General features: G+C 59.5%; 19 protein-coding genes and 1 pseudogene. 6 read left to right on the top strand and 14 right to left on the bottom strand.

What is annotated here, in order from left to right:
* Position 1 precedes the first annotated feature (1 nt).
* The 6 genes from glgA to LAB08_RS15475 form a co-directional block, all read right to left on the bottom strand.
* Positions 2–1,588 carry a glycogen synthase GlgA gene (gene glgA / locus LAB08_RS15500; protein ID WP_096511179.1) on the bottom strand — a complete coding sequence of 529 codons (1,587 nt, stop codon included), beginning with the start codon at positions 1,586–1,588 and terminating at the stop codon, positions 2–4.
* A gap of 581 nt (positions 1,589–2,169) precedes the next feature.
* A complete protein-coding gene (locus LAB08_RS15495) occupies positions 2,170–3,123 on the bottom strand; it encodes a D-2-hydroxyacid dehydrogenase family protein (RefSeq protein ID WP_096511181.1) in 954 nt (317 codons plus the stop codon).
* A 10-nt stretch (positions 3,124–3,133) separates the two neighbouring features.
* Entirely contained in the window at positions 3,134–4,174 is a 1,041-nt protein-coding gene (locus LAB08_RS15490; protein WP_096511183.1) for an alpha/beta fold hydrolase, read from the bottom strand.
* An 83-nt stretch (positions 4,175–4,257) separates the two neighbouring features.
* A complete protein-coding gene (locus LAB08_RS15485; protein ID WP_096515365.1) occupies positions 4,258–4,692 on the bottom strand; it encodes a YqaA family protein in 435 nt (144 codons plus the stop codon).
* Complete coding sequence (locus tag LAB08_RS15480; RefSeq protein ID WP_096511185.1) at positions 4,692–5,138, bottom strand: DUF411 domain-containing protein; 447 nt, start codon at positions 5,136–5,138, stop codon at positions 4,692–4,694. The genes LAB08_RS15485 and LAB08_RS15480 overlap by 1 nt, the downstream gene beginning before the upstream one ends.
* A 211-nt stretch (positions 5,139–5,349) precedes the next feature.
* Positions 5,350–5,490 (bottom strand): hypothetical protein, encoded by a 141-nt coding sequence (locus LAB08_RS15475; protein WP_172901601.1) that lies wholly within the window; start codon positions 5,488–5,490, stop codon positions 5,350–5,352.
* Positions 5,491–5,647: 157 nt separating this feature from the next.
* Between LAB08_RS15475 and LAB08_RS15470 the strand changes: the two genes are divergently transcribed.
* Positions 5,648–5,836: a hypothetical protein gene (locus LAB08_RS15470; protein ID WP_096511186.1), complete on the top strand. Its 189-nt coding sequence runs from the start codon at positions 5,648–5,650 to the stop codon at positions 5,834–5,836.
* Positions 5,837–5,961: 125 nt separating this feature from the next.
* Here the strand turns inward: LAB08_RS15470 and LAB08_RS15465 are convergent, their stop codons facing one another.
* The 3 genes from LAB08_RS15465 to LAB08_RS15455 all read right to left on the bottom strand — a co-directional run bounded on the left by LAB08_RS15465 (position 5,962) and on the right by LAB08_RS15455 (position 12,589).
* Complete coding sequence (locus LAB08_RS15465) at positions 5,962–6,333, bottom strand: fe2+ zn2+ uptake regulation protein (RefSeq protein ID WP_096511188.1); 372 nt, start codon at positions 6,331–6,333, stop codon at positions 5,962–5,964.
* Positions 6,334–6,554: 221 nt separating this feature from the next.
* A complete protein-coding gene (locus tag LAB08_RS15460; protein WP_096511190.1) occupies positions 6,555–7,559 on the bottom strand; it encodes a FecR family protein in 1,005 nt (334 codons plus the stop codon).
* Positions 7,560–7,774: 215 nt separating this feature from the next.
* Positions 7,775–12,589, bottom strand: coding sequence for a dermonecrotic toxin domain-containing protein (locus LAB08_RS15455; RefSeq protein ID WP_096515367.1), 4,815 nt, complete (start codon positions 12,587–12,589; stop codon positions 7,775–7,777).
* A gap of 218 nt (positions 12,590–12,807) precedes the next feature.
* Between LAB08_RS15455 and LAB08_RS15450 the strand changes: the two genes are divergently transcribed.
* Positions 12,808–13,851, top strand: a complete 1,044-nt coding sequence (locus tag LAB08_RS15450) for an Ldh family oxidoreductase (RefSeq protein ID WP_096511192.1) — start codon at positions 12,808–12,810, stop codon at positions 13,849–13,851.
* Positions 13,852–13,988: 137 nt separating this feature from the next.
* Here LAB08_RS15450 and LAB08_RS15445 read toward each other — a convergent pair whose 3' ends face one another.
* Positions 13,989–14,306 carry an ElaB/YgaM/YqjD family protein gene (locus LAB08_RS15445; protein WP_096511194.1) on the bottom strand — a complete coding sequence of 106 codons (318 nt, stop codon included), beginning with the start codon at positions 14,304–14,306 and terminating at the stop codon, positions 13,989–13,991.
* Between the two features lie 164 nt (positions 14,307–14,470).
* On the opposite strand from LAB08_RS15445, the gene LAB08_RS15440 reads away from it, so the two are divergent.
* Positions 14,471–14,725 carry a hypothetical protein gene (locus LAB08_RS15440; protein ID WP_077044866.1) on the top strand — a complete coding sequence of 85 codons (255 nt, stop codon included), beginning with the start codon at positions 14,471–14,473 and terminating at the stop codon, positions 14,723–14,725.
* Between the two features lie 30 nt (positions 14,726–14,755).
* Here the strand turns inward: LAB08_RS15440 and LAB08_RS15435 are convergent, their stop codons facing one another.
* Complete coding sequence (locus tag LAB08_RS15435; protein ID WP_096515369.1) at positions 14,756–15,670, bottom strand: LysR family transcriptional regulator; 915 nt, start codon at positions 15,668–15,670, stop codon at positions 14,756–14,758.
* Between the two features lie 84 nt (positions 15,671–15,754).
* Here LAB08_RS15435 and LAB08_RS15430 point away from each other — a divergent pair, with 84 nt between their 5' ends.
* Entirely contained in the window at positions 15,755–16,678 is a 924-nt protein-coding gene (locus tag LAB08_RS15430) for a carbon-nitrogen hydrolase family protein (protein WP_096511196.1), read from the top strand.
* Between the two features lie 106 nt (positions 16,679–16,784).
* Here the strand turns inward: LAB08_RS15430 and LAB08_RS30535 are convergent.
* From LAB08_RS30535 to LAB08_RS15420, 3 genes and pseudogenes are all read right to left on the bottom strand, one after another.
* Positions 16,785–16,901 (bottom strand): annotated as a pseudogene (locus tag LAB08_RS30535) (LEA/WHy family protein); the annotation flags it as partial.
* Between the two features lie 59 nt (positions 16,902–16,960).
* Positions 16,961–18,433: a nucleobase:cation symporter-2 family protein gene (locus LAB08_RS15425; protein WP_096511198.1), complete on the bottom strand. Its 1,473-nt coding sequence runs from the start codon at positions 18,431–18,433 to the stop codon at positions 16,961–16,963.
* 211 nt (positions 18,434–18,644) lie between these two features.
* Positions 18,645–19,538 carry a LysR family transcriptional regulator gene (locus LAB08_RS15420; protein WP_096511202.1) on the bottom strand — a complete coding sequence of 298 codons (894 nt, stop codon included), beginning with the start codon at positions 19,536–19,538 and terminating at the stop codon, positions 18,645–18,647.
* Between the two features lie 101 nt (positions 19,539–19,639).
* Between LAB08_RS15420 and LAB08_RS15415 the strand changes: the two genes are divergently transcribed.
* Positions 19,640–20,731 (top strand): polyamine ABC transporter substrate-binding protein, encoded by a 1,092-nt coding sequence (locus LAB08_RS15415; protein WP_096515371.1) that lies wholly within the window; start codon positions 19,640–19,642, stop codon positions 20,729–20,731.
* Positions 20,732–20,744: 13 nt separating this feature from the next.
* Positions 20,745–21,704 carry an agmatinase gene (gene speB, locus LAB08_RS15410; protein WP_096511204.1) on the top strand — a complete coding sequence of 320 codons (960 nt, stop codon included), beginning with the start codon at positions 20,745–20,747 and terminating at the stop codon, positions 21,702–21,704.
* Positions 21,705–21,751 lie beyond the last annotated feature (47 nt).

The following is a 21,751-nucleotide window of genomic DNA, read 5'->3' as shown; positions in this document are numbered from 1 at the left end:
CTTACTGTTTGTTCGATTTCCCCAGTGCCTTGGCCACCAGCTGTTCGTAGAGTTCGGCGTAGGGTTCGACCGCCTTGCACCAGTTGAAAGGCGCCGCCATGGCCCGGCAGCGCATGGCGTGCAGCAGGTCGGGGAAGGCGAAGACCTTGAACGCGCGGCTCAGGGCTTCCTGATAACTTTCGACCGTGGATTCGTCGAACAGGAAACCGGTCACGCCGTTTTCGATGGTGTCGGCCAGCCCGCCGGTATTGCGCGCCACCGGCAACGAACCGAAACGCTGGGCGTACATCTGGCTCAGGCCGCAAGGTTCGTAACGCGAAGGCATCAGCAGGAAATCGCTGCCGGCGAACATGCGGCGGGCGTCGGTTTCATTGAAGCCGATGCGCACACCGATCTGGCCGGGGAAGCGCAGGGCCAGTTCGCGCATGGCTTGTTCTTCTTCCGGCTCGCCACGGCCGATGATCGCGATCTGCCCGCCGGATTTGACGATGTATTCGGAAACCGCTTCGGTCAGGTCCAGGCCTTTCTGGTAGACCAGGCGCGAGACCACGGCAAACAGCGGGCCTTCGCTAGCTTCCAGGCCGAACAACTGGCGCACATGGGCGGCGTTGACGGCCTTGCCTTCCCAGTCGCCGATGCTGAACGGGCGGAACAGGTGCGTATCGGTAGCAGCGTCCCAGCTTTCATCGATGCCGTTGGGAATGCCGCTGAGCAAACCTTGCTGGGTCTTGGCGGCCAGGAAGCCATCCAGGCCACAGCCGAAGGCCGGGGTGGTGATCTCCTGGGCGTAGGTCGCGCTGACGGTGGTGATGTGGCTCGAATAGGCCATGCCGGCCTTGAGGAACGACATCTTGCCGTAGAACTCCATACCTTCCTGTTGCAGCGCGTGATGGGGAATGCCCAGTTCAGGGCACGACCCCAGGCTGGTCACACCCTGATACGCCAGGTTATGAATGGTGAACAGGGTCGGGGTGCGCTGCCCGCGCCAGTGCATGTAGGCGGGTGCCAGGCCGGCGGGCCAGTCATGGGCGTGCACCAGGTCCGGGCACCAGTGAATCTGTGCCAGGTTGGCGGCGATATCGGCGGCCGCCAGGCCCAGGCGAGCGAAGCGAATATGGTTGTCCGGCCAGTCGCGGCCGTTGTTGGCACCGTAGGGTGAACCTTCACGCTCGTAGAGTTCGGGGCAGATCAACACGTAAATGACCAGGCCATCGGGCATGTCCATGCGCCCGATCTTGCAGGGTGGCAGAGCGGCATGGCCGCCCAGCTCACCGATGATGTGAATCGGGTTTTCGCTGTGCAGTACCTGCGGGTAACCGGGGATCAATACCCGCACATCGTGCAGGTGCGTCATGGCCCGTGGCAGGGCGGCGGAAACGTCACCCAGGCCGCCGGTTTTCACCAGATCGGCAATTTCCGACGTGACGAACAATACTTTCTTGCGGTTGGGATTCTGCCTGGCCACCGGGGCCAGCGTTCTGGTGCCGGGAACGCTGATCGTCTGGGCAGTGGGAGCACTCACGGCGCTCGATTCGCCGACATGCTGATGAGCACGTTCTCCCTGAACATCTAAAGCCGCACTGATCATATGAATCTCCCGTGTTGTTGATCTAATTCTTAGGTCTGGCAAACGGTATTTCATTGGCCCATTCCCGGGGCCGGGCGCAAAAGCGCTGCACATCGGTAGCAAACGCTGCCCAATGCGCTGAAGCAGAATGGGTGGAGTAGCCATTGCAAGGATTGCACCAGTCGCAACGCACCTACCTTTCAGTCGACCGATCACCGGAGATAAAAGTTTCGACTTTTTTTCCACTTTGTGACCGGCCGGTTTCGCCCCGCGAAAATGAGCCTAGACCAGAACTTAGAGCGGTAAAGCCTGAATGGCAAAATTGTTCGACAATCGGTTTAAAGCGGTACGGACGTGCCGGATTGCGAGGCAAACGCACCGACGAAGGGCAGGTTTTTTTGCGAAATTGGCTGAAAATGAAGCAGAAATGTCACATCAGTGTGCGTGGGTGAACAGTTGGTTTGCACCATTGCGGTGCATTGTTTTGGCTGTGTGATGTCGGTTCGGGCCTCTTCGCAAGCAGGCTCGCTCCCACAGGGATCTCTTAACACTGAAGATCCTATGTGGGAGCGAGCCTGCTCGCGAAGAACGATAACGCGGTATCAGTTCAATAACCGAATCGGTGCGCCCGCAGACCACGCCCGGATATCCTCGATCATCTGTGAAAAGAACAAATGATAGTTCTGCTGACTCACATACCCCACATGCGGCGTAGCCAGCACATTCTCCAGGGTCCTGAACGGATGATGGATCGGCAACGGCTCGACATCGAACACATCCAGTGCCGCACCCGCCAGGCGTCGTTTCTGCAAGGCCTTGATCAGCGCCGCCTCATCGACAATCGGCCCCCGCGCCGTGTTGACCAATAGCGCGGTGGGCTTCATCCAGCCCAGTGCCTCGGCGTCGACCAGCCCACGGGAGCGGTCGCTGAGCACCAGATGCACCGACAACACATCGGCCTGCTCGAACAGTTCCTGCTTGCTGACATAAGTCACGCCGACTTGCGCGGCCCGCTCAGCCGTGAGGTTTTCACTCCAGGCGATTACGCGCATACCGAATACCTGGCCGAATTGCGCGACACGCTGGCCTATGCTGCCCAGCCCGAGGATCGCCAGGGTCTTGCCATGCAAATCGCCACCCAGGCCTTGTTGCCATTTGCCGGCGCGCAAAGCGTTGGCTTCGGGCACGAGATTACGGGTCGCGGCCATGATCAACGCCCAGGTCAGTTCCGGGGCCGCGTGTTTGTAGCTGTCGGTGCCGCACACCTGAATGCCCAGTGCCGCAGCGGCCTTGAAATCGAGGGCGGCGTTGCGCATGCCGCCGGTCACCAGCAATTTGAGTTTCGGCAAGCGCCGCAGCAGGTCTTCATCGAACCGGGTGCGCTCACGCATCACGCAGATCACCTCAAACTCACCCAGACGTTCTGCCAGCGACGCGTTGTCGGCCGGGTAGTCGTGGATGAAGTTCACCTGGCCAATACCTTCCAGCAGCGACCAATCGACCACGTTTCGGGCCACATCCTGCCAATCGTCAATCACTGCAATCTGCACCGCCATCAGCCTTACCTCATTCATGCACGGGGTTGGTTTGGTTCAGCCAGCCAAGCAACGCCTGGTGAAACTGCGCCGGTTCTTCCATCTGCGGCGCGTGGCCCATGCCGGGGAATTCGACCAGCGTTGATTGGGGAATCAGTTTTGCCACTTGCTTGCCCAGGACATCGTAATGGCCGATTTTCGCCTTGACCTCGGGCGAGGCGATATCACTGCCGATGGCGGTGGTATCGGACGTACCGATCAGCAACAGCGTCGGCATCTTCAGGTTCTGGAATTCGTAGTACACCGGCTGGGTGAAGATCATGTCGTAGATCAATGCCGAATTCCACGCGACTTGTGTATGCCCCGGGCCTTTGTTCAGGCCGGCGAGCATGTCCACCCAGCGATCGAACTCAGGCTTCCAGCGGCCGCCGTAATAGGTGTTGCGCTCGTAGGTACGGATGCCGTCGGCGGTAAGCTTCAGTTCGCGTTCGTACCATTGATCGACCGTGCGATAAGGCACGCCGAGGGCTTTCCAGTCTTCCAGGCCGATCGGGTTGACCAGCGCCAGTTGATCGACTTGTTCGGGGTATTGCAGGGCATAGCGGGTAGCGAGCATGCCGCCGGTGGAGTGGCCCAGGAGGGTGGCTTTCTGGATGCCGAGCGCCTTGAGCAATTGTTGGGTGTTGGCCGCCAGTTGCTGGAAGCTGTACTGATAGTTGTCCGGTTTGCTCGAAGTACAGAAACCGATTTGGTCCGGGGCGATGACCCGGTACCCGGCATCGCTCAGGATCTTGATCGAAGTGTCCCAGGTCGCGCCGCAAAAATTCTTGCCATGCATCAACACCACGCTGCGTCCGTTGGCCTTGCCATGGGCGGCGACGTCCATGTAACCCATTTGCAGGGATTTGCCCTGGGACTCGAAGGCGAAATGCTTGACCGTGTAAGGGTATTCGAAACCTTGCAGCTCAGGGCCATATTCCGGGGCGGGGGACTGGGCTTGGGCATGAGCGATGACAGGCAGGGCGGCGGTCAGCAGCAGGCCGGGCAGCCAGCGGGTGAGGAGGAATGGCACGGGTGAACTCCATTGGAAATCCGCCGATGCTGGATCGGCACGATTAGGGCGACATTAAACAGGCAATCGCCACGCCGGTTGGTTCAACCCATCCAGCCCAGGGTGGCCAGTGCCAGCACGCCATACCGGGCGCTTTTGGCCAGGGTCACGATCAGCAGGAAGCGCCCCAGCGGCTCGCGCATCACGCCGGCGACCAGGGTCAGCGGATCGCCGATCACCGGTAGCCAACTGAGCAGCAGCGACCAGTGGCCGTAACGTTGATACCGGGTTCGGGCTTTTTCCAGGTGGGCAGGGCTGACCGGAAACCAGCGCCGGTCACGGTAGCGTTCGAGGGTGCGTCCCAGCCACCAGTTCACTAATGAACCGAGGACATTGCCCAGCGTCGCCACGGCCAGCAGCGACCACAGCCAATACGTGTCGCTGAGCAGCAGTCCCACGAGCACGGCTTCGGATTGCAGGGGCAACAGCGTCGCGGCACCGAAGGCTGCCAGGAACAGACCGAGGTAGGCACCGAAGATCAATGGGCGGGGTAGTCCGCCACGACCACATCCGTGCCGTCCTTTTTCAGGCCGATCACTTGATACGCATCGCTCATGCCGTCCATTTCCATGCCGGGCGAGCCCATGGGCATGCCGGGGGCGGCCACGCCCAACAGATCATCGCGTTTGCTCAGGGCCAGCACCTGGTCGGCCGGCACGTGGCCTTCGACGAATTTGCCGTTGATCAGCCCCGTATGGCAGGAAGCCAGGCGTGGTGGCACGCCATGTTGTTGCTTGAATTCGCTCATGTTGGCTTCGACATGATCCTCGACCTTGAAACCGTTGGCTTGCAGATGGCTGATCCATTTTTTGCAGCAGCCGCAATTGGCGTCGCGGTGGACTTCGATGGGAATCAGGTCGGCGGCCTGGGCCAGGGAGGAAATGAACAGGGCGCTCAAGGCGATCAGACGCAGGTGGGTTCGCATGTCGGAATGTGTCTCGGATTGCGGGCGAAAAAACGCATTCTGACCGGTTTTTCCGACCAGGCATTCAAGGTTTGTTTCGAATTGCTACAAGCTGACAGCCTTATGATCGTAGACCAAGGCTGTCAGGTAGCTGGAGGAGAGATTACAAAAGCGTCAGGTTGGCCGCTGAGCGCCGGATCAGGCGCTCAGGGTAGTGAGTAAGGCAGTGTGGTTAACGATGATAGTAGTAACCCGGCCCACCCCGGTCGTCATAATGGTGATCATGGTGCCAGCCATCGCGGGGGAAAACGATGCAACCGCTCAGGGACAGCAGGGCCAGCAGGGGAATCAGCAGTGTGATTCGACGCAACATTTGAAAATCCTCATGGTTAACGCCGCTATGAAGCCAAAACTCTTCATCGGCTGTAACATGAGACCCCGTTTGCAGCGCTCCATCCCCGGAAAACGGTAGGGGTTTGGCATGCATCCGGATACAAAGCGGATACATTTAACAGTTTCAGGAAAGGCCAATGACCCAGTCGCAACGTTTGAAATACTCGATTCTGATCTCGCTGGTAGTGCTGGCGATCATGTTCGGCCTGTCGTATTTGCAGAACACCGGCGTCATCAGCGAAAAACTGTTCCAGTACATCGCTATTGGCGTGGCGGTGATTGTGGTGGTCATCAATGGTGTGATGCGGCGCAAGGTCAAGCCCTGAGAATGTGGGAGCGAGCCTGCTCGCGAAGAACCTCGGGACAACGCGGCCATTCACACGGCGTGCGTTATCGTTGAGGTCCATCGCGAGCAGGCTCGCTCCCACAGGTGCGTGTTTTGCGCCAGTGATCAGTGGTGTTGCAAAATCGCAGCCGCCCGTGGGTCCAGGCTGTAGCTTTTATCTTCGTTGAGCACGATCACCCCTTCGCTGCACAAGCGTTTCAACACTTCGCGCACGCTCAGGAAGGACAGGGGAATATCCAGCTCCAGTAAATGGGCATGCACACCCCGCACACCCAGGCTGCGGTTGCTTTCGGCGGCCGTCAGCAGCGCGTCGATGACTTTGAGACGAATCAGACTGGTCCGCAGGCCAAAGCTCTTGAGCAGGAGGCGAATACGCTCGTTGCCGTGCCGTTCGGTACGCTGGTCAAAAACATCGACCCCAATGGAAGTGCTCTTTGGTGCGTTGCTACCGTCCGTTGGCAGTTGCGAGTTGAACATGCAAAAACTCCTTTTCAGAGCCTGATCAGGAAAAATGGGTGCTCTTACACAACAAGATGTATGAGCCACGCAAATCATGAAGACCTGAATGTAGAAATTTCGTCGTCGTGGCGTCACCGGTCTGTAAGAAGGGATAAGAAGCTCGGTAAAGTAGCTGCGAAGTCAAACGACGGGTGTTTGAACGACGCATGAAGGCCGCCATTACCCAGGGGTGACGGCCTTCAGCTTTTCGGGCTGCGTTGCGGAATGGAATTGAGTACCGGGTTGCCGTTCTTGTTACGCGTCAGGTAGACCGGCAGCACCTTGGGCAAGGACGTCACCAGGGAATTGAGTTCCCTGATGTTATAGGTTCCGCCGATGCGAATCGCGCCAGTGCTGTTGTCGGCCACCATCAGCGGGGTTTCCAGGTAACGATTGATCAGCGGAAGGGCGTCGTTGAGCGCCAGATCATCGAGTACCAGTTTGCCGCTGCGCCAGGCCAGCGAAGTGTCGTTGGCGTAAGTCTGGCTGACCTGCGGCATGAAATCGCCATGGCCATAGCTCGCCTGCATCGACGGACCGAGTCTCAGGCCGTCCCCCGGCTGGTCATCAATACTGCTGACCAGCGCCGAGCCTTCGATCAGGTTCACCTTCACCCGGTCTTCATACATCCAGACATTGAATTGGGTTCCCGTGACCCGGATCTTGCCTTCGGCCGCCTTGACGATGAACGGATGGTGGGTGTCGTGGTTGACGCTGAAAAAGGCCTCGCCTTTTTTCAGGGTGACTTGACGATGATCCTTGTAGTTGCTGTAAGTCAGCTCGCTGCCCAGGTTCAGTTCAACCAGACTGCCGTCCTTCAAGGTGATCTGACGCACATTGTCGGTTGTTTCGAAGTGCTGGTACGAATTCGGCAGCCACCCCAGGTTCCAGCCGCTGTAGGCTGCTAACGGCAGCACCATTGCACATACCGTGGCGGCGATGCCGATGGTGCGCCAGGGTGTCCGGGGTTTGGCTTGCATCATCGGTACGGCGACCGGTTCAGGTCGAGGCAAATTCCCGGCGACGTCCCAGATTTCCAGCATGGCCTCGTACTCGGATACGTGCAGCGGATGAGCGTCCAGCCAATGTTCGAACGCCAGGCGCTCCTGCGGTGTGCAGTCATCGGCGTGCAAGCGCATGCACCAGTGCGCTGCGGCATCGGCGATGGCGTCGTATTCGGCTGGGGAGAGAGCGGGGTCGGTCATTGACTCATCCTGATTTGCGCCATTCTAACCGTGAGGGCAGCTTGGGAGAACATCAGTCATGGCAATTTCACATCAGCGTCGATCCATTTTTCGCTGACCAGGCTCAGGCGCGAACCTGAGGACCGAAGTATCCATGGATGACGTGAAAAAATGATCAAAATGCCTCTCTAGCCGAGAGCTGCGCAGAATCGAAGGTTCTGCGCAGCTCTGTCCTGTCAGGCTGGCACCGGGTCGAGTTGTCGACCCATTTCGCAGATCAGACGCGCTATCGAATCGGCATTGCGCAAAATGATGTTGATTCGATGTTCGGCATTTTGTGCGCTGAGGAAGGCATCCCGGGCTTGTGCAATGGTTGCGCTGCCGGTGATGTCCAGGATTGCCTCGACCTCGTGATAGGCAGTTGGAACTTCATCGAAGCTGACCCATGAATCCAGAACGTCATTCCAGCGGGAGAACAGCTCCTCCTTCGGCGTGTGCAACGACAAGGCTTGTCGCTGGAAGTCGATCTGCTGCTGTCTCAAGGCTTGGCCATATCCGGTGATTGTCTCCACCAGGTCGCTGAATGGACGTCGTGCTTCCACGTAGACAATATCCACTGCTTTTATCGTCTGATGAGCCAGTTCATGGATCAGTGTCGAAGCTTGGCTGTGGGCATCGACGTCGAAGGGTTCAATCAAGGAGGATTTATACCAATCAAGCTGTTGATCGAAAAAATGCTCCGAGAGATGTACCCGCTTGATCGGGTCCCTCGTATCCACGAAAGCGACCACTTCGGATGACGAGTATTTGTTTGAACCGCAAACCAGTCTGTCGCCGCTGAGCAAGTCGTTGTCGGGGTCCACCAGCGCGTTGCAGACAGGCACGATGACCGCTTTGATTTTCGCGATCAGGCTGGCATCGACCTGGCTGATATCAAAGAACTCTTTGAGAAAAATATCCAGCCGCGTACCTGGTATAAGCGTCTTGAGCTGCACAAGGTTATGAAGGCTGTTGAACGCGTAGAAGCGCGCCATGTCAATGGCGTTCACCAGCATGGCGGCTCTTTGCGGGAACTTTGCCCGGATGTCTGCCATGCCTCGGGCTTCTATGTTCAACACTTGACGGGCTTCATGGCTGGCAACAAATTTGTTGTGCATTTTTGACAAGGTTTTTCCGTAGTGCACGGTATGGATGTCCGGATCGCTGACCAATTGGTTATCGGAGGTGGGCAGCAGCACCGGGCCTTCCTGTCTGTCTTTGATCATTCGCCATGCCGCCCCGGTTTTTTCCACGGGATAAACCTTGCCTGCGATGGGGGCGTATCGAAGCTTGCTGGCTTCGTCCAGGTACGTCCCTTTGGCGCTGTCTTTTTTCAAGTCTTTCAACTGAACAGTCGAGGTTTCAAAATGCTGCAGCCGGGTGCGTTGCGAAGACGTGGACTTCACTTGCGACCATCGTAGCGCAGCCACGGCAGTCGCCACCGGCGGGGCGGTGGGTGGCGTCGTTGCTACCGTTTCAGTTTGGCTGTCCAGTGACAACTTACCCAGCGAAATCATTTGCGCCATACCGTCGATGAAATCGCGCAAGGCTTTTTTCCAGTGGTGATCCTGAAGCGCCTCGGCCGAGTCTTTGAAGTCCTTGTAGGCTTGCCACAGAAACCTCCCATAAGCGAGTTTTCCGGGCAACAGGCCCGAAATCAGGTTGATGCCGGCGCTGAACAAATGTTTGACCGCTTCCCAGTCCGAGGCCCCATCGGGGTCGGCTTGACTGGCAAGCATGCGCGGCAACAGGGCGGTGTGGTCGTTGAACAGGTGGGTCAGCAAGTGACCGCCGATCACACTGGCCCCGAGGGTTATTTCACTCACGTGCCCTACTGTGGAGTTGAACAGGTTGCGAAATCCCGCGCGCTTAGTGTCCGGCAGGCGCCGCAGCAGGAACTCCTGCAACGGACCGGGTGTATTGAATGCCGCGACAAGGCTGGTCTCATTGTCGAACTCGGTAAAGACATCGCCACTGTAATAAGGCGCATACAAGACGTGCGAGCCTTTTTGTCCAGCCCCGGGGCCAATCAGATACAGCCCTTGAGCCGCGACGGCAGTGGCGCCGGCTGTTTTGATCAATTGCAGCGGTCGAACGATAGCGTTGGCGCCACTGACGGCGGCGCGGGCCACGGCATCCGGCATATCCAGCACCTGTCGGATCAGGTCGAAGGCGCCATCGGACAGCCGTTGTTGCAGCTTCAACTCGTGGGCGTGATGCAGGAGTTGCCACGGCACTTGTTGCACAAAACGCTGCCAGCGGGGTACCGCTTGGGTGCTGTCAGTCACCAGATGGTTCGTCACCTGTTGCGCATAAGCAGTTTGTATACCCAGCGACAGTAGCAATTGCCTGACCGCGGACTGATCCAGGGTTGCAGGCAACCGACTGGTGGTTTTCGAGGCGACCTTGAAGCCCGTACCCTGCGCCGCGTTGACATGGTTCAAGGCAAACTCGGTCAAGGATTGCGCCGAACCAGCGAGGGACAGATTGGGGGTGATTTCGATGTCGTCGGGGTTCAGGGAAGCATGGGGGAATCGGTTGTCCAGCAGCGTTTTCAACGTTTCATGGACATAAGCTTTCAGTGGCTTTATCCCATGCAGGTAATCTCTTTCATCGGGAACGTTGTGGAGGTATTGCTGGAGCAATTCGACGTGCAGTTGCTGTTCATCCACGGGGGCCATACCCAGCCAGGCGGGCAAGGACTGCTGTCGTGTGATCGCCTGGGCGATTGAAGTGGCTCTTCGCAAGTGGGTATCGATGAGGATCTGCGTCAGCGCCTTGAACGTCGTGCTCTGTTTGGCGGTGGCCAGTTTCCAGGAGCGCACGTCCATGCAGCGTGCCAGAAACAGGTCGATGCGAGACTGCGCCAGGTGCTGCAAGAGGTTGCATTCGATCAGTCGCAATGAGTTGAGCGAATAGCGCCGATGAAACTTTTGCTGTGCCGGGGAGAGATTTTCCAGCAGTACGGAACGCTTGTCGGAATCGAGCAGACGCAGGTTCAGCTGTTGCCGTGCGGCGGCGACCGTCGCGAAGGTTTCCAGTCCGGCAGCAGGCGTCAACAGAATCGCGCGACCGGAATGTTGTATATCAAGGCCACCACGCTCGGTCACCAAGACGCAATTGGCCAGGGGCCAGACGTCAGTCTCGCCGGAGCACTCAAGGACCAGGGAAAAAGCATCCGGGTGAAACCCCCTGACTGCCGGACGGGATTTACGGTCTGGTTTGTCGGGGTTGAAGACCGTATCCACAATCAACCAATCGTCGTTTCGCAATTTTCCGGCCAACTCCCGCAGGGTGGCCTCGCCACGCACGCCAACTGAAAGGGCATGGGCGAGCCGCGGTTTCATGTTCTCCAGGTACAGCGTTTGTTTGGCCAGCGTATCCAGTGGTTGCGCCGCAAAATCCGTGCGCAGTGCTGATTCGACAGAGTCCAAGGTCTTCACGAAAATCGCCGCCGTGTCCTCCAGAACCATGGATGGTTGTTCGCCCGTCACAACGGGCCGGGTGCTCCAGCGCCCTTGGGCATCCAGTGTCGGCAATTGCGCATTGATCATGGATCGCATATCCAGCGCCTTGTCGACATAGGCCTGGATGTTCACCATGCCATCACTGTGCCGGAACACGCCAAAGGCGTACTCCAGGTTTTGCAGTTGCTTGGTGATGATCGCTTCGAAGAGTGCCGTGAATACCGAGCCGCTGATCACTGCGCCAGATGCCTGCGGCTCATGGTATCCAATGAAGCGCTGCCGCTCCTCCAGGCTCATGAGGTCATAGAGCTCATCGTCGTGTCCGGCCACCACGGATTTTTTGCGCAGGGTGGTTATCAGGTCCTTATAGTCCTTGAGGACCTGAAATCCGCTGGCGGGGGTATAGAGAAAGGCATTGGAGCTGCCCTGGCTGATCATCAGCGAGCCGGCGAGTTCTACGTAGTTGGCCTTGTATTCCCACAGGCGTACGGTTTCCAGGTTCTGGGTGGGGGGCGTACTCGTTGTCGGCACAATGAGCGAGTGCAAGGCGCGGCTTTGTTCCGGGGTGATGACTTCGGCTTCGCGCTTGAGCAGCAGATCCGCCCGCGCTTTTTCGGCAATGGCTCGGGAAAAAAATGCCCGACGCGTGGCGCCGTCGACACTTGCCTGGTTCCAGAAGTGTTGCAGTTGTATCGACAGTTGGCTGACCAGACCCTCGGCAGCACGCACGACCGCTGTTTGCCAGTGTTTCTGATCGACGGCCAGCGGTACCCGTTGCGGATGAGAAAACTCGGCATGCTGCCCGCTCGGCCAGCGCTGATGGCGGTAGTACGAGAGCACCGCCTCCTTCAGTGTCATGGAATGGGTCCAGCGCCGGGACTTCGAGTCTTGCGTATCGACCGTGTGATTCGTTGTTGCGGAATAGAAACTGACCAGCGTGCGCCGCTGATCCAGTCCCGGAAAATCCGCTTTCAGTAACCCCTCGAGCACAGTATCGAGCAGCGTATCGAGCGTCGGCAGCTTCTGCAGTTCATCAAGCATGGCTTGATCGTTAGTGAGCAGGTTGTTTTCGATCACGTCACGCTGATCGTCGAATATATCCCCATCGATAGTCTGGAAGATCACCGTGATGTCGCCCGCTTCGGCCAGCATTTTTCGTGCGGACAATGACATGAACGCCAGCAAATCATCGTCTTCGCCTGCGCTGTCGAGTTGGTTTTTAAGGTGCCCGGACAGGGCCGTGCGGCTGACGAATTTCTTGATGCCTGAGTATGGCGTGTAGAGCATTTCGCCCTTGTCATCGGGTGTTGCGCTCAATGCGAAGCAGCCGGCCAGTGGCAATGACAGCGTTCCCGCACGGACCAGGATTCTTTCGGCGAGCATTGGCGGGGTTTGTAAGTTGCGATTTGCCTGGGTAAGCCACTGCACGTGGCACAGCCATTCGAAATCCTTTTGCGTCAACCCGTGAGTTTCGCCGAGTTCAGTCCAGTGACCGGGAGCGTGACGAACTTCAGGAAAAAAAAGCGGGGAAGGGGCAGATGGCATCATCGAGTCTCGTGTAAGGCGCGACGCAGCGCGCCGGTGGATTGAGCGGCAAGACTAGAAAAAGTGCGGCGGGGCGGGCGGTAGATAGTTACAGCATGGGCGGTCAGCGTTCGTGCAATCAGGCGCTATCGAAGGGTTGACAGCTCGCTCGCCGCGAGTTGTTAATCGGCGGTCTACCTACGCTGTTGCCCCCTCCAATAATTAGTCTGGAGCTTCAGATGTCTGCGCCCCTCGATCATGTGTCTACTGATGTCTCGCAAAACCTGTCCCTCGCCGGGCTGACGGCATTGCTTGAGAAGATATTCCTGCGTCACGGCACCTCGGCCGACGTTGCCAGGGTGCTGGCCGAAAACTGCGCCGGCGCCGAACGCGACGGTGCGCACAGTCACGGTGTGTTCCGCATCCCCGGTTACGTTTCAACGTTGCAGAGTGGTTGGGTGAACGGCAAGGCCGTTCCGGTGGTCGAGGATGTGGCCTCGGGATTTGTGCGGGTCGACGCCGGCAACGGTTTTGCGCAACCGGCCCTCGCAGCGGCACGGGCCTTGTTGGTGGAAAAGGCCCGTAGTGCCGGTATCGCAGTGCTCGCCATTCGCAACTCCCACCATTTCGCGGCGTTGTGGCCGGACGTCGAGCCCTTTGCCTATGAAGGGCTGGTGGCGCTCAGTGTGGTCAACAGCATGACCTGCGTGGTGCCTCACGGTGCCGATCGGCCGTTGTTCGGCACCAATCCCATCGCGTTTGCTGCGCCGCGTGCCGACGGCGAGCCGATTGTTTTCGATTTGGCCACCAGCGCCATTGCCCACGGCGATGTGCAGATTGCCGCGCGCAAGGGTGAGCGGTTGCCGTTGGGCATGGGCGTGGACGGTCTCGGCCAGCCGACCCAGGACCCGAAAGCGATTCTCGAAGGTGGAGCGTTGTTGCCGTTCGGCGGACACAAAGGTTCTGCGCTATCGATGATGGTGGAACTGTTGGCCGCGGCATTGACCGGGGGTAATTTTTCGTTCGAGTTCGACTGGAAGAATCACCCCGGCGCCAAAACCCCGTGGACCGGTCAATTGCTGATCGTCATCGATCCGAGCAAGGCCGCCGGTCAGAGCTTTGCCGAGCGCAGCCAGGAACTGGTGCGGCAGATGCATGGCGTAGGCTTGAAGCGTCTGCCGGGGGATCGGCGCCATCAACAACGTGCCAAATCGCAAACCAATGGCATTGCGCTGGATGCGCAGACGCTGGCGAATCTGCGGGAGTTGGCCGGAGTGAGTTGACCTGGATGATTTGCGGGAGCGAGCCTGCTCGCGAAGGCGGTATGTCAGGAAAATTAATTTCGACTGACACGCCCTCTTCGCGAGCGGGCTCGCTCCCACAGGGAATTGCATTTCACGGCTAAGTGATGAAATGGCACTTACCGCCGTGCCAGCAACAACCCGACCACCAGGCCGAAACCGGCGGAAACCGCCACGGTTTGCCATGGATGACCGCCGATGTAGGTTTCGGTGGCTTCGACCGCAGGCAGCGTCCGGTTACGAACGCTGGTTACCGAGTCCCGGGCCTGCTGGAGTTTCAGGGCGATTTGCCCACGCAGTGTCTCCGCTTCCTCACCCACCAGTGAGGCACTGCTTTTGAGCAGTTTTTCCGATTCTTCGATCAGCGCCTGAAGCTCGCTGAAGGCCTGATCCTTGATTTGGTCCTCGGCGGCTTGTGCGGCGGATTTTCGGGCCATTGAAGTACTCCTTGCAGGTAAGTGGACAGTGAACAGTGGAGTGCGCGGCGATTGAAAAAGTTGCAGCGACTTTGCGCCCGGACTCGATCCCGAAGAAAATCCAGCGCAGGACGATTCGTCCTACAGTGTAAGATGTCGCCTATTTTACGCAGCAGGAAATTCCCATGAGCTTCAATCTGGCCGACAAATCCCTTGCCGAGCGCGCTGCGCTTGAAGATGAAAAATCCCGTCTGTTCGAACTCTGGCAAAACAACCTGGGCAAAGCCAAGGGTGAGGCCGCGCGGTTGTTCGGTGAGCGCGCCAAACGCAAAGGCAAATGGGCCGAATGGGTCCGCGCCGAACTGGACGGCATGTCGCCGCCGGAGTTCTCGAACATGGTGCGCAGTGAAGTCAATCGCCTGATGGCTGCCAACAAATAACTTTCTGCTGACACATTCCTGCGACAGCTCCTACGCGCTCGCAAAACTCGCGACAATCGCCTCGCGCACCTTCAGCACCACCGGATCGAGCTGGGTACTGGTACGCCAGCCCAGTTCGATCGGGTAGCGCGGCAACGCCAGGGGGCAGGGCAGCAGCGTCAGGCCGCTGAGTGCCGCGATGCTGCGGGCGGCGTGGTGGGGAATGGTCGCCACCGCCTGGCTACCCTTGAGCAGGTGCGGCAATGCCGCAAAGTGAGTGGTCGAGGCACAGACCTGTCGGCTCAAGCCCAACGCCGCCAGACCCTCGTCAGTGATACCGATGAAGCCTCCCGACGACACGAGGATGTGTTCGCGGGTGACGAACTCTTCAAGGCTGATGTTTTGTTGTCCCGCTGCCAGGCTGAGCGGATCCACCAGACACGCATAACCCCCTTCACCCAACACCTGACGGCTGAGCAGGCGTTCGGCAAACCCGCCAGCGGTAATCGCCAGATCGATGCTGCGCTCCATCAAGGCCTGGGCGACGATCTGACTGTGGGTCTGGCGGAAAATCAGGCGCAGCCTTGGCGCGCGGCGGCCGACTTCTTCGATCAAGCGCCGGCCATAGGCGATCTCGAAATCATCAGACAGGCCAACGGTCACGGAGCGCCCGTCGTACTGGCTGGCGCCAGGGTCGACCATCGCCAGGCTCTGACGGCATTTGTTCAGGGCATCGCTGACCACCGGCTTGAGCTGATTGGCCCTGAGCGTGGGCGCCAGGCCGCGACCGGTGCGTACGAACAATTGATCGCCATACACTTCGCGCAAGCGGCGCAACGCCGCGCTGACCGCCGATTGCGTCACGCCCAGGCGCAGTGCGGCGCGGCTGGCGCTGGATTCCTCGTGCAGTGCCTCGAAGACTTTGAGCAGATTGAGGTCGATATCGGCGATATTCATCTTGTTCATATCATTCAGCATTGAATTGGGCTTTATTCATGATCCCGTGGCGCTTGAGAATGAGCAACACCTGATGCGAAGGGAGCTACCGCGATGTCCAGATCCATTGTTGCCGCACTGCAAATCGGCGCCTTGCCCGGCGGCAAGGCACAAACCCTGGAACAGATCCTGTCTTATGAAAACGCAATCATCGAATCCGGCGCCGCTTTGGTGGTGATGCCCGAGGCGTTGCTCGGCGGCTATCCGAAAGGCGAAGGTTTTGGCACGCAACTGGGCTATCGACTGCCGGAAGGGCGCGAGGCCTTTGCCCGCTACTTCGCCAACGCCATCGACGTGCCCGGCACCGAGACCGAAGTGCTGGCCGACCTGTCGGCGCGCACCGGGGCGAATCTGGTGATCGGGGTCATCGAGCGGTCGGGCAGCACGCTGTATTGCACCGCGTTGTACTTCGATCCGCAGGCGGGGCTGGTGGGCAAACACCGCAAATTGATGCCGACCGGCACGGAACGGTTGATCTGGGGCAAAGGTGACGGTTCGACTTTGCCGGTGATCGACAGCCAGGTCGGGAGGATTGGCGCGGTGGTGTGCTGGGAAAACATGATGCCGCTGTTGCGCACCGCGATGTACGCCAAGGGCGTGGAGGTGTGGTGTGCACCGACGGTGGACGAGCGGGAGATGTGGCAGGTCAGCATGCGCCATATTGCCCATGAGGGGCGTTGCTTCGTGGTCAGCGCCTGCCAGGTCCAGGATTCGCCGCAGGCCTTGGGTGTGGAGATTGCCAACTGGCCAGCGGATCGACCGTTGATTGCCGGCGGCAGTGTGATTGTCGGGCCGATGGGCGACATCCTGGCCGGGCCACTGCGCGGCCAGGCCGGTTTGCTCACGGCACATATCGACACGGATGATTTGATTCGTGCTCGTTATGACTACGACGTGGTCGGGCACTATGCGCGGCCAGACGTATTCGAACTGAACGTGGATGAGCGGGCCAAACCCGGCGTGAAATTCAACAAATAACCCTGTAGGCGCTGGCAAGCCAGCTCCTACAGGAATCGACCGCCGATGAAATCGCCCTTAGCGGCTACCGGTGAAAGGCTCCGGCAGGCTGAGCTTGCCACTATCGACGCAATGGCTCGATGCCCATCACATCGATGTTCAGCGGATCGCGATTGGGGAACAGCGCGCAGGCGCTCAGGGAGAGCCGCAGGAGGGAAAGGATGACCGCGGGGATGCTGCCCATGGACGTGCTCTCATCGATAAAAGGGCCGAACCGCCAGGGCCCGGCCCTTGAGCCATTGTCTAGCGGTTCAGGCTTGCGACAACCACAGGCGCTGCCGGTTCACCTTTGGCCGGGACATCGGGGTTTTCCATCACTTGCAGGATAGAGGCTTCCGGGTCGAAATCATCTTCTTCCAGCTCGATGAATTCTTCGGGCAGGAAGATGTTCAAAACGATCGCACACAGCGCACCGACGGTGATCGGCGATTCGAAGATGTTATGCAACGCCTTTGGCAACTCGCGCAAGACCTCCGGGACTGCCGCCACACCCAGGCCCATGCCGATGGAAATCGCCACGATCAGCATGTTGCGTCGATGCAGGCCCGCTTCAGCGAGGATCTTGATCCCGGCCACGGCGACAGTGCCGAACATCACCAGCTCGGCGCCACCGAGCACCGGTTTTGGCATCAGTTGCAGCACCGCGCCGATCACCGGGAACAACCCCAGCAGCACCAACAGCCCGGCAATGAAAAACGCCACATAACGGCTGGCAACGCCGGTCAGTTGAATCACCCCGTTGTTCTGCGCGAAGGTCACCATCGGCATGCTGTTGAACACGGCCGCCATGGCTGAGTTGAGGCCGTCGGCCAACAAACCGGACTTGATCCGGCGAATGTAGACAGGGCCTTTGACCGGCTGCCGGGAAATCATCGAGTTGGCGGTCAGGTCGCCGGCCGCTTCCAGTGGCGACACCAGGAAGATCACCGCGACCGGCACGAACGCCACCCAATCGAAGGAGAACCCGTATTTGAACGGCACCGGCACGCTCATCAGCGGTATGGCAGGCAGGCTGGCGAAATCGACGTGGCCCAGTAGCCAGGCGACGACATAGCCCAGGGTCAGGCCGATGACAATCGCCCCCAGGCGCAGGAACGGTACGTCCACCCGGTTCAATACCACAATGGTGCCGAGGACCAGCGCCGCCAGGCCCAGGTGGCTGGCCGCGCCAAGGTCTGCGGCACCGAAACCGCCGGCAATGTCGGTCATGGCGACCTTGATCAGCGACAGGCCCATGAGTGTGATGATCGTGCCGGTCACAACCGGGGTGATCAGCATCCGCAGCTTGCCGATGAACTGGCTCAACACCACTTCGATGAACGCGGCGAAGAAGCACACACCGAAGATCGTCGAGAGGATTTCATCGGTGCCGCCACCGCGAGCCTTGACCATGAACCCGGCACTGAGGATCACGCTGATGAACGAGAAACTGGTGCCTTGCAGGCACAGCAGGCCGGAACCGACCGGACCGAAGCGCCGCGCCTGCACGAACGTGCCCAGGCCCGAGACGAACAGCGCCATGCTGATCAGGTAGGGGATTTCGCTTTGCAGGCCCAGGGCGCTGCCCATGATCAGGGTCGGGGTGATGATGCCGACGAAACTGGCGAGCACGTGTTGCAGCGCGGCGAACACGGTGGCGGTCAGGTGCGGGCGGTCGTCGAGGCCGTAGATCAGGTCATTGTGGCGCGGGGCAGGGGGTTTTTCGGAGGCGGTCATGGTTGTGTGCGAGCCAGAAGGCGGGCCGGGTCAGAAAATGGAGGCGCAGGATGCCAGAAACACCATTGAGTGGCGAGCGATGGTCCCGATACCTGGCACATTCCCTGTGGGAGCGAGCCTGCTCGCGAAGAGGCCGGCACATCCAAGAGTGATGTTGACTGATATACCGCCTTCGCGAGCAGGCTCGCTCCCACAGAGGTTGTCGCAGGCTTCAGGCAAACGCTGCCAGCAAGTCTTCCTCAAACGCCTTCTGCGCATCACCCGGCACCTGCGCGCGATGGCGAGCCAGGTGAAAGGCCACGTCGAAACTCATGCCTTCGCGGCGCACGACCCGCAACAAGCCCTTGTCCTCCCAGCTTCGGGCAAAGTGACTGGGCAGATAGCCGATGTGCTTGCCGGACAGGATGAAGGCGAGGGTGCCTTCAACCTGTTCCGAGCGCGCCGAACACAGTTTTCCTTGAAAGGGCTCGTCGCTGCGCAGGAAGCGGTAAGGGTGATCGACCCGGTCACAGGCCTGCAACGCCTCATCATCCGGCGCGTCATTGCTGAACAGCGGATGGCCGGCGGCGCAATACAAGTGCTGGGTTTCAATGAACAGTTCGCGGTAATCGAACGCCGCTTGTATCTGCGAAAAATAGCCGATGGCCAAATCCAGTCGCTGTTGCAGCAGCAAGCGTTCCATTTCGCCGGGCATGGCGCTCATCAACTCGATGCGCACCGATTCATCGCGTTCGCGAAAGCGCCGGATCGCCTCGGCCACCCGTTGCAGCACCGACTGATCCAGTGCCTCGGACAAGCCCAGACGGACTTCACCGATCAAGCGCCCGGCCACGCCGTTGGATTGATGACGGAACGCTTCGATGGATTGGAACAGCCCGCGGGTGGCGCTGAGCAGTTGTTCGCCTTTCGGAGTGATCCTGAACCCGCCCTTGCCACGACTGCATAAGCGATAACCGAGGCGGGTCTCCAGTTTGGCCATTTGCTGGCTGATGCTGGACTGACTCAAGCCGAGTTCACCCTGGGCCGCGCTGAAACCGCCACACTCCACCACGCTGACAAACAGGCGCAGCAGTTGCAGGTCCAGATCGTGGAGTTGACCGAGCATCAAACATTACTCCTGCGTAATGTCAGGTTAAGAGACTTGATATTTCACCAATGTATCTGACGACGCATCCTGTAACCACTTCCTCCGGTCAGGTGTTCGTCATGGCTCCCGTGTTCAAGATGTGTGTCCCCGCGCTGTTCTTTGCCATGGCCGCTGCGGCCCAGGCCGAGGAAAAAGTCGTCAATCTCTACAGTTGGGCCGATTACGTCGCCCCCGAAACCTTGCAACGCTTCGAGCAGGAAACCGGCATTCACGTGCGCTACGACACGTTCGACGCGCCGGAAGTGCTGGAAACCAAACTGCTCACCGGTGGCAGCGGCTATGACGTGGTGGTGCCATCGTCCAGCGTGTTGGCGCGCGGGCTGGCAGCCGGAGCCCTGAAAGCGATTCCCCACGAGGGCTTGAAGGGCTATGCCAACCTTGATCCGGATCTGCTGGAGAAACTCGCTGCTGTCGATCCCGGTAATCAATACGGCGTGCCCTACACCTGGGGCACCCTCGGGCTTGGGATGAATGTCGTAGCCGTACAGAAACGCTTGCCGAACGTGCCGCTCAACAGCCTGGACCTGCTGTTCAAGCCCGAATACGCCAGCCAGCTGAAAGACTGCGGCATTGCGATCATCGACTCGCCCCAGGAAGTGATCGGCCTGGCGCTGCACTATCTGGGTAAAGACCCTTACAGCACCGACAAGGACGATCTCGACGCGGCCCAGGCGCTGTTGCACAAGCTGCAGCCATCGGTGCTGTACGTCGCCAGCGGCCGGCAGATCAACGATCTGGCCAATGGCAGTGTCTGCCTGGCACTGGCTTATAACGGTGATGCGAGCATGGCTGCCGATCAGGCGCGCAAGGCCAACAAGCCCTACGAAATTGCGTACCGGATACCCAAGGAAGGCACCCTCGTGTGGCAGGACAATCTGGCGATCCCCAAGGACGCGCCGCACCCCGAAGCCGCGCGCCAGTTCATCGAGTTCATGTTGCGCCCCGAATCCGTCGCGGCGCTGACCAATACCCTGTTCTTTGCCACCGCCAACCAGGCCGCGACGCCGCTGGTGGATGAGGCGGTGCGCACCGACCCGGACATCTACCCGCCCGCTGACGTTCGTGGCCGGCTGTACGCCGACCGCAGCATGAGCCTCAAGGACATGCGCCAGCGCACCCGCGTGTGGACCACCTTCCGTAGCCGCCAATAATAAGGAATCCGAGATGGACGTCCCGATGCAAAACGATCAGGCCATGACCCGCGACAGCCTGTATGGCACTGCCGCCGAAAGCACCTACGCCGGCATCACCAGTTTCATGCGTCGCCGCTACAGCCGCGACTTGCGCGGTGTCGACGTCGCGGTCAGCGGCGTGCCGTTCGACACCGCCACCAGCAACCGTCCCGGCGCGCGCTTCGGTCCGCGGGGAATTCGTGCTGCTTCCACCGGGATTGCCTGGGAGCGCCACTGGCCCTGGACGTTCGATCCGTTCGATCATCTGGCGGTGGTGGACTTCGGTGATTGCGATTTCGATTACGGTTCCCCGCAGTCGACCCCGGAATGCATCGAGGCTCACGCCGAGCACATCCTCAACGCGGGCAGCGCGATGCTGACCTTTGGCGGTGATCACTTCATCACCTACCCGCTGCTCAAGGCCCATGCACGCAAGCACGGGCCGCTGTCGCTGATTCATTTCGACGCCCACAGCGACACCTGGCCGGACGAAGAGGGCAAGCGTATCGACCACGGCACCATGTTCTGGCACGCCGCCAAGGAAGGCCTGGTCGATCCGTCGCGTTCGGTGCAGATTGGTCTGCGCACCACCAACGACGATCATCAGGGCTTTGAGGTCTTGGACGCGCGGCAGGTGCATCGGCGTGGGGTGGATGCGATGGTCGAGGCGATTCGCGCGCGGGTCGGTGACAACCCGGTGTACCTGACCTTCGACATCGACTGCCTCGATCCGGCGTTCGCTCCGGGTACCGGTACGCCGGTGTGTGGCGGCTTGAGCACCGTGCAGGCGCTGGAAATCCTCGGCGGTTTACGTGGGATCAACCTGGTGGGCATGGACGTGGTGGAAGTAGCACCGGCCTATGACAATGCGGACATCACCTCACTGGCGGCGGCGACGCTGGCGATGGAGATGCTGTGCCTGTATGCGGCCAAACATAAGGTCGATCGATAGTACTGAACTGCGGTGCGGCTGCTGACGCCATCGCGGGCAAGCCTTGC

The organism is Pseudomonas izuensis, from assembly GCF_002356535.2.
Taxonomy (GTDB): Bacteria; Pseudomonadota; Gammaproteobacteria; order Pseudomonadales; family Pseudomonadaceae; genus Aquipseudomonas; species Aquipseudomonas izuensis.
Note: the sequence above shows the minus strand (reverse complement) of the source record. Positions and strands in the feature narration are given on the sequence as shown.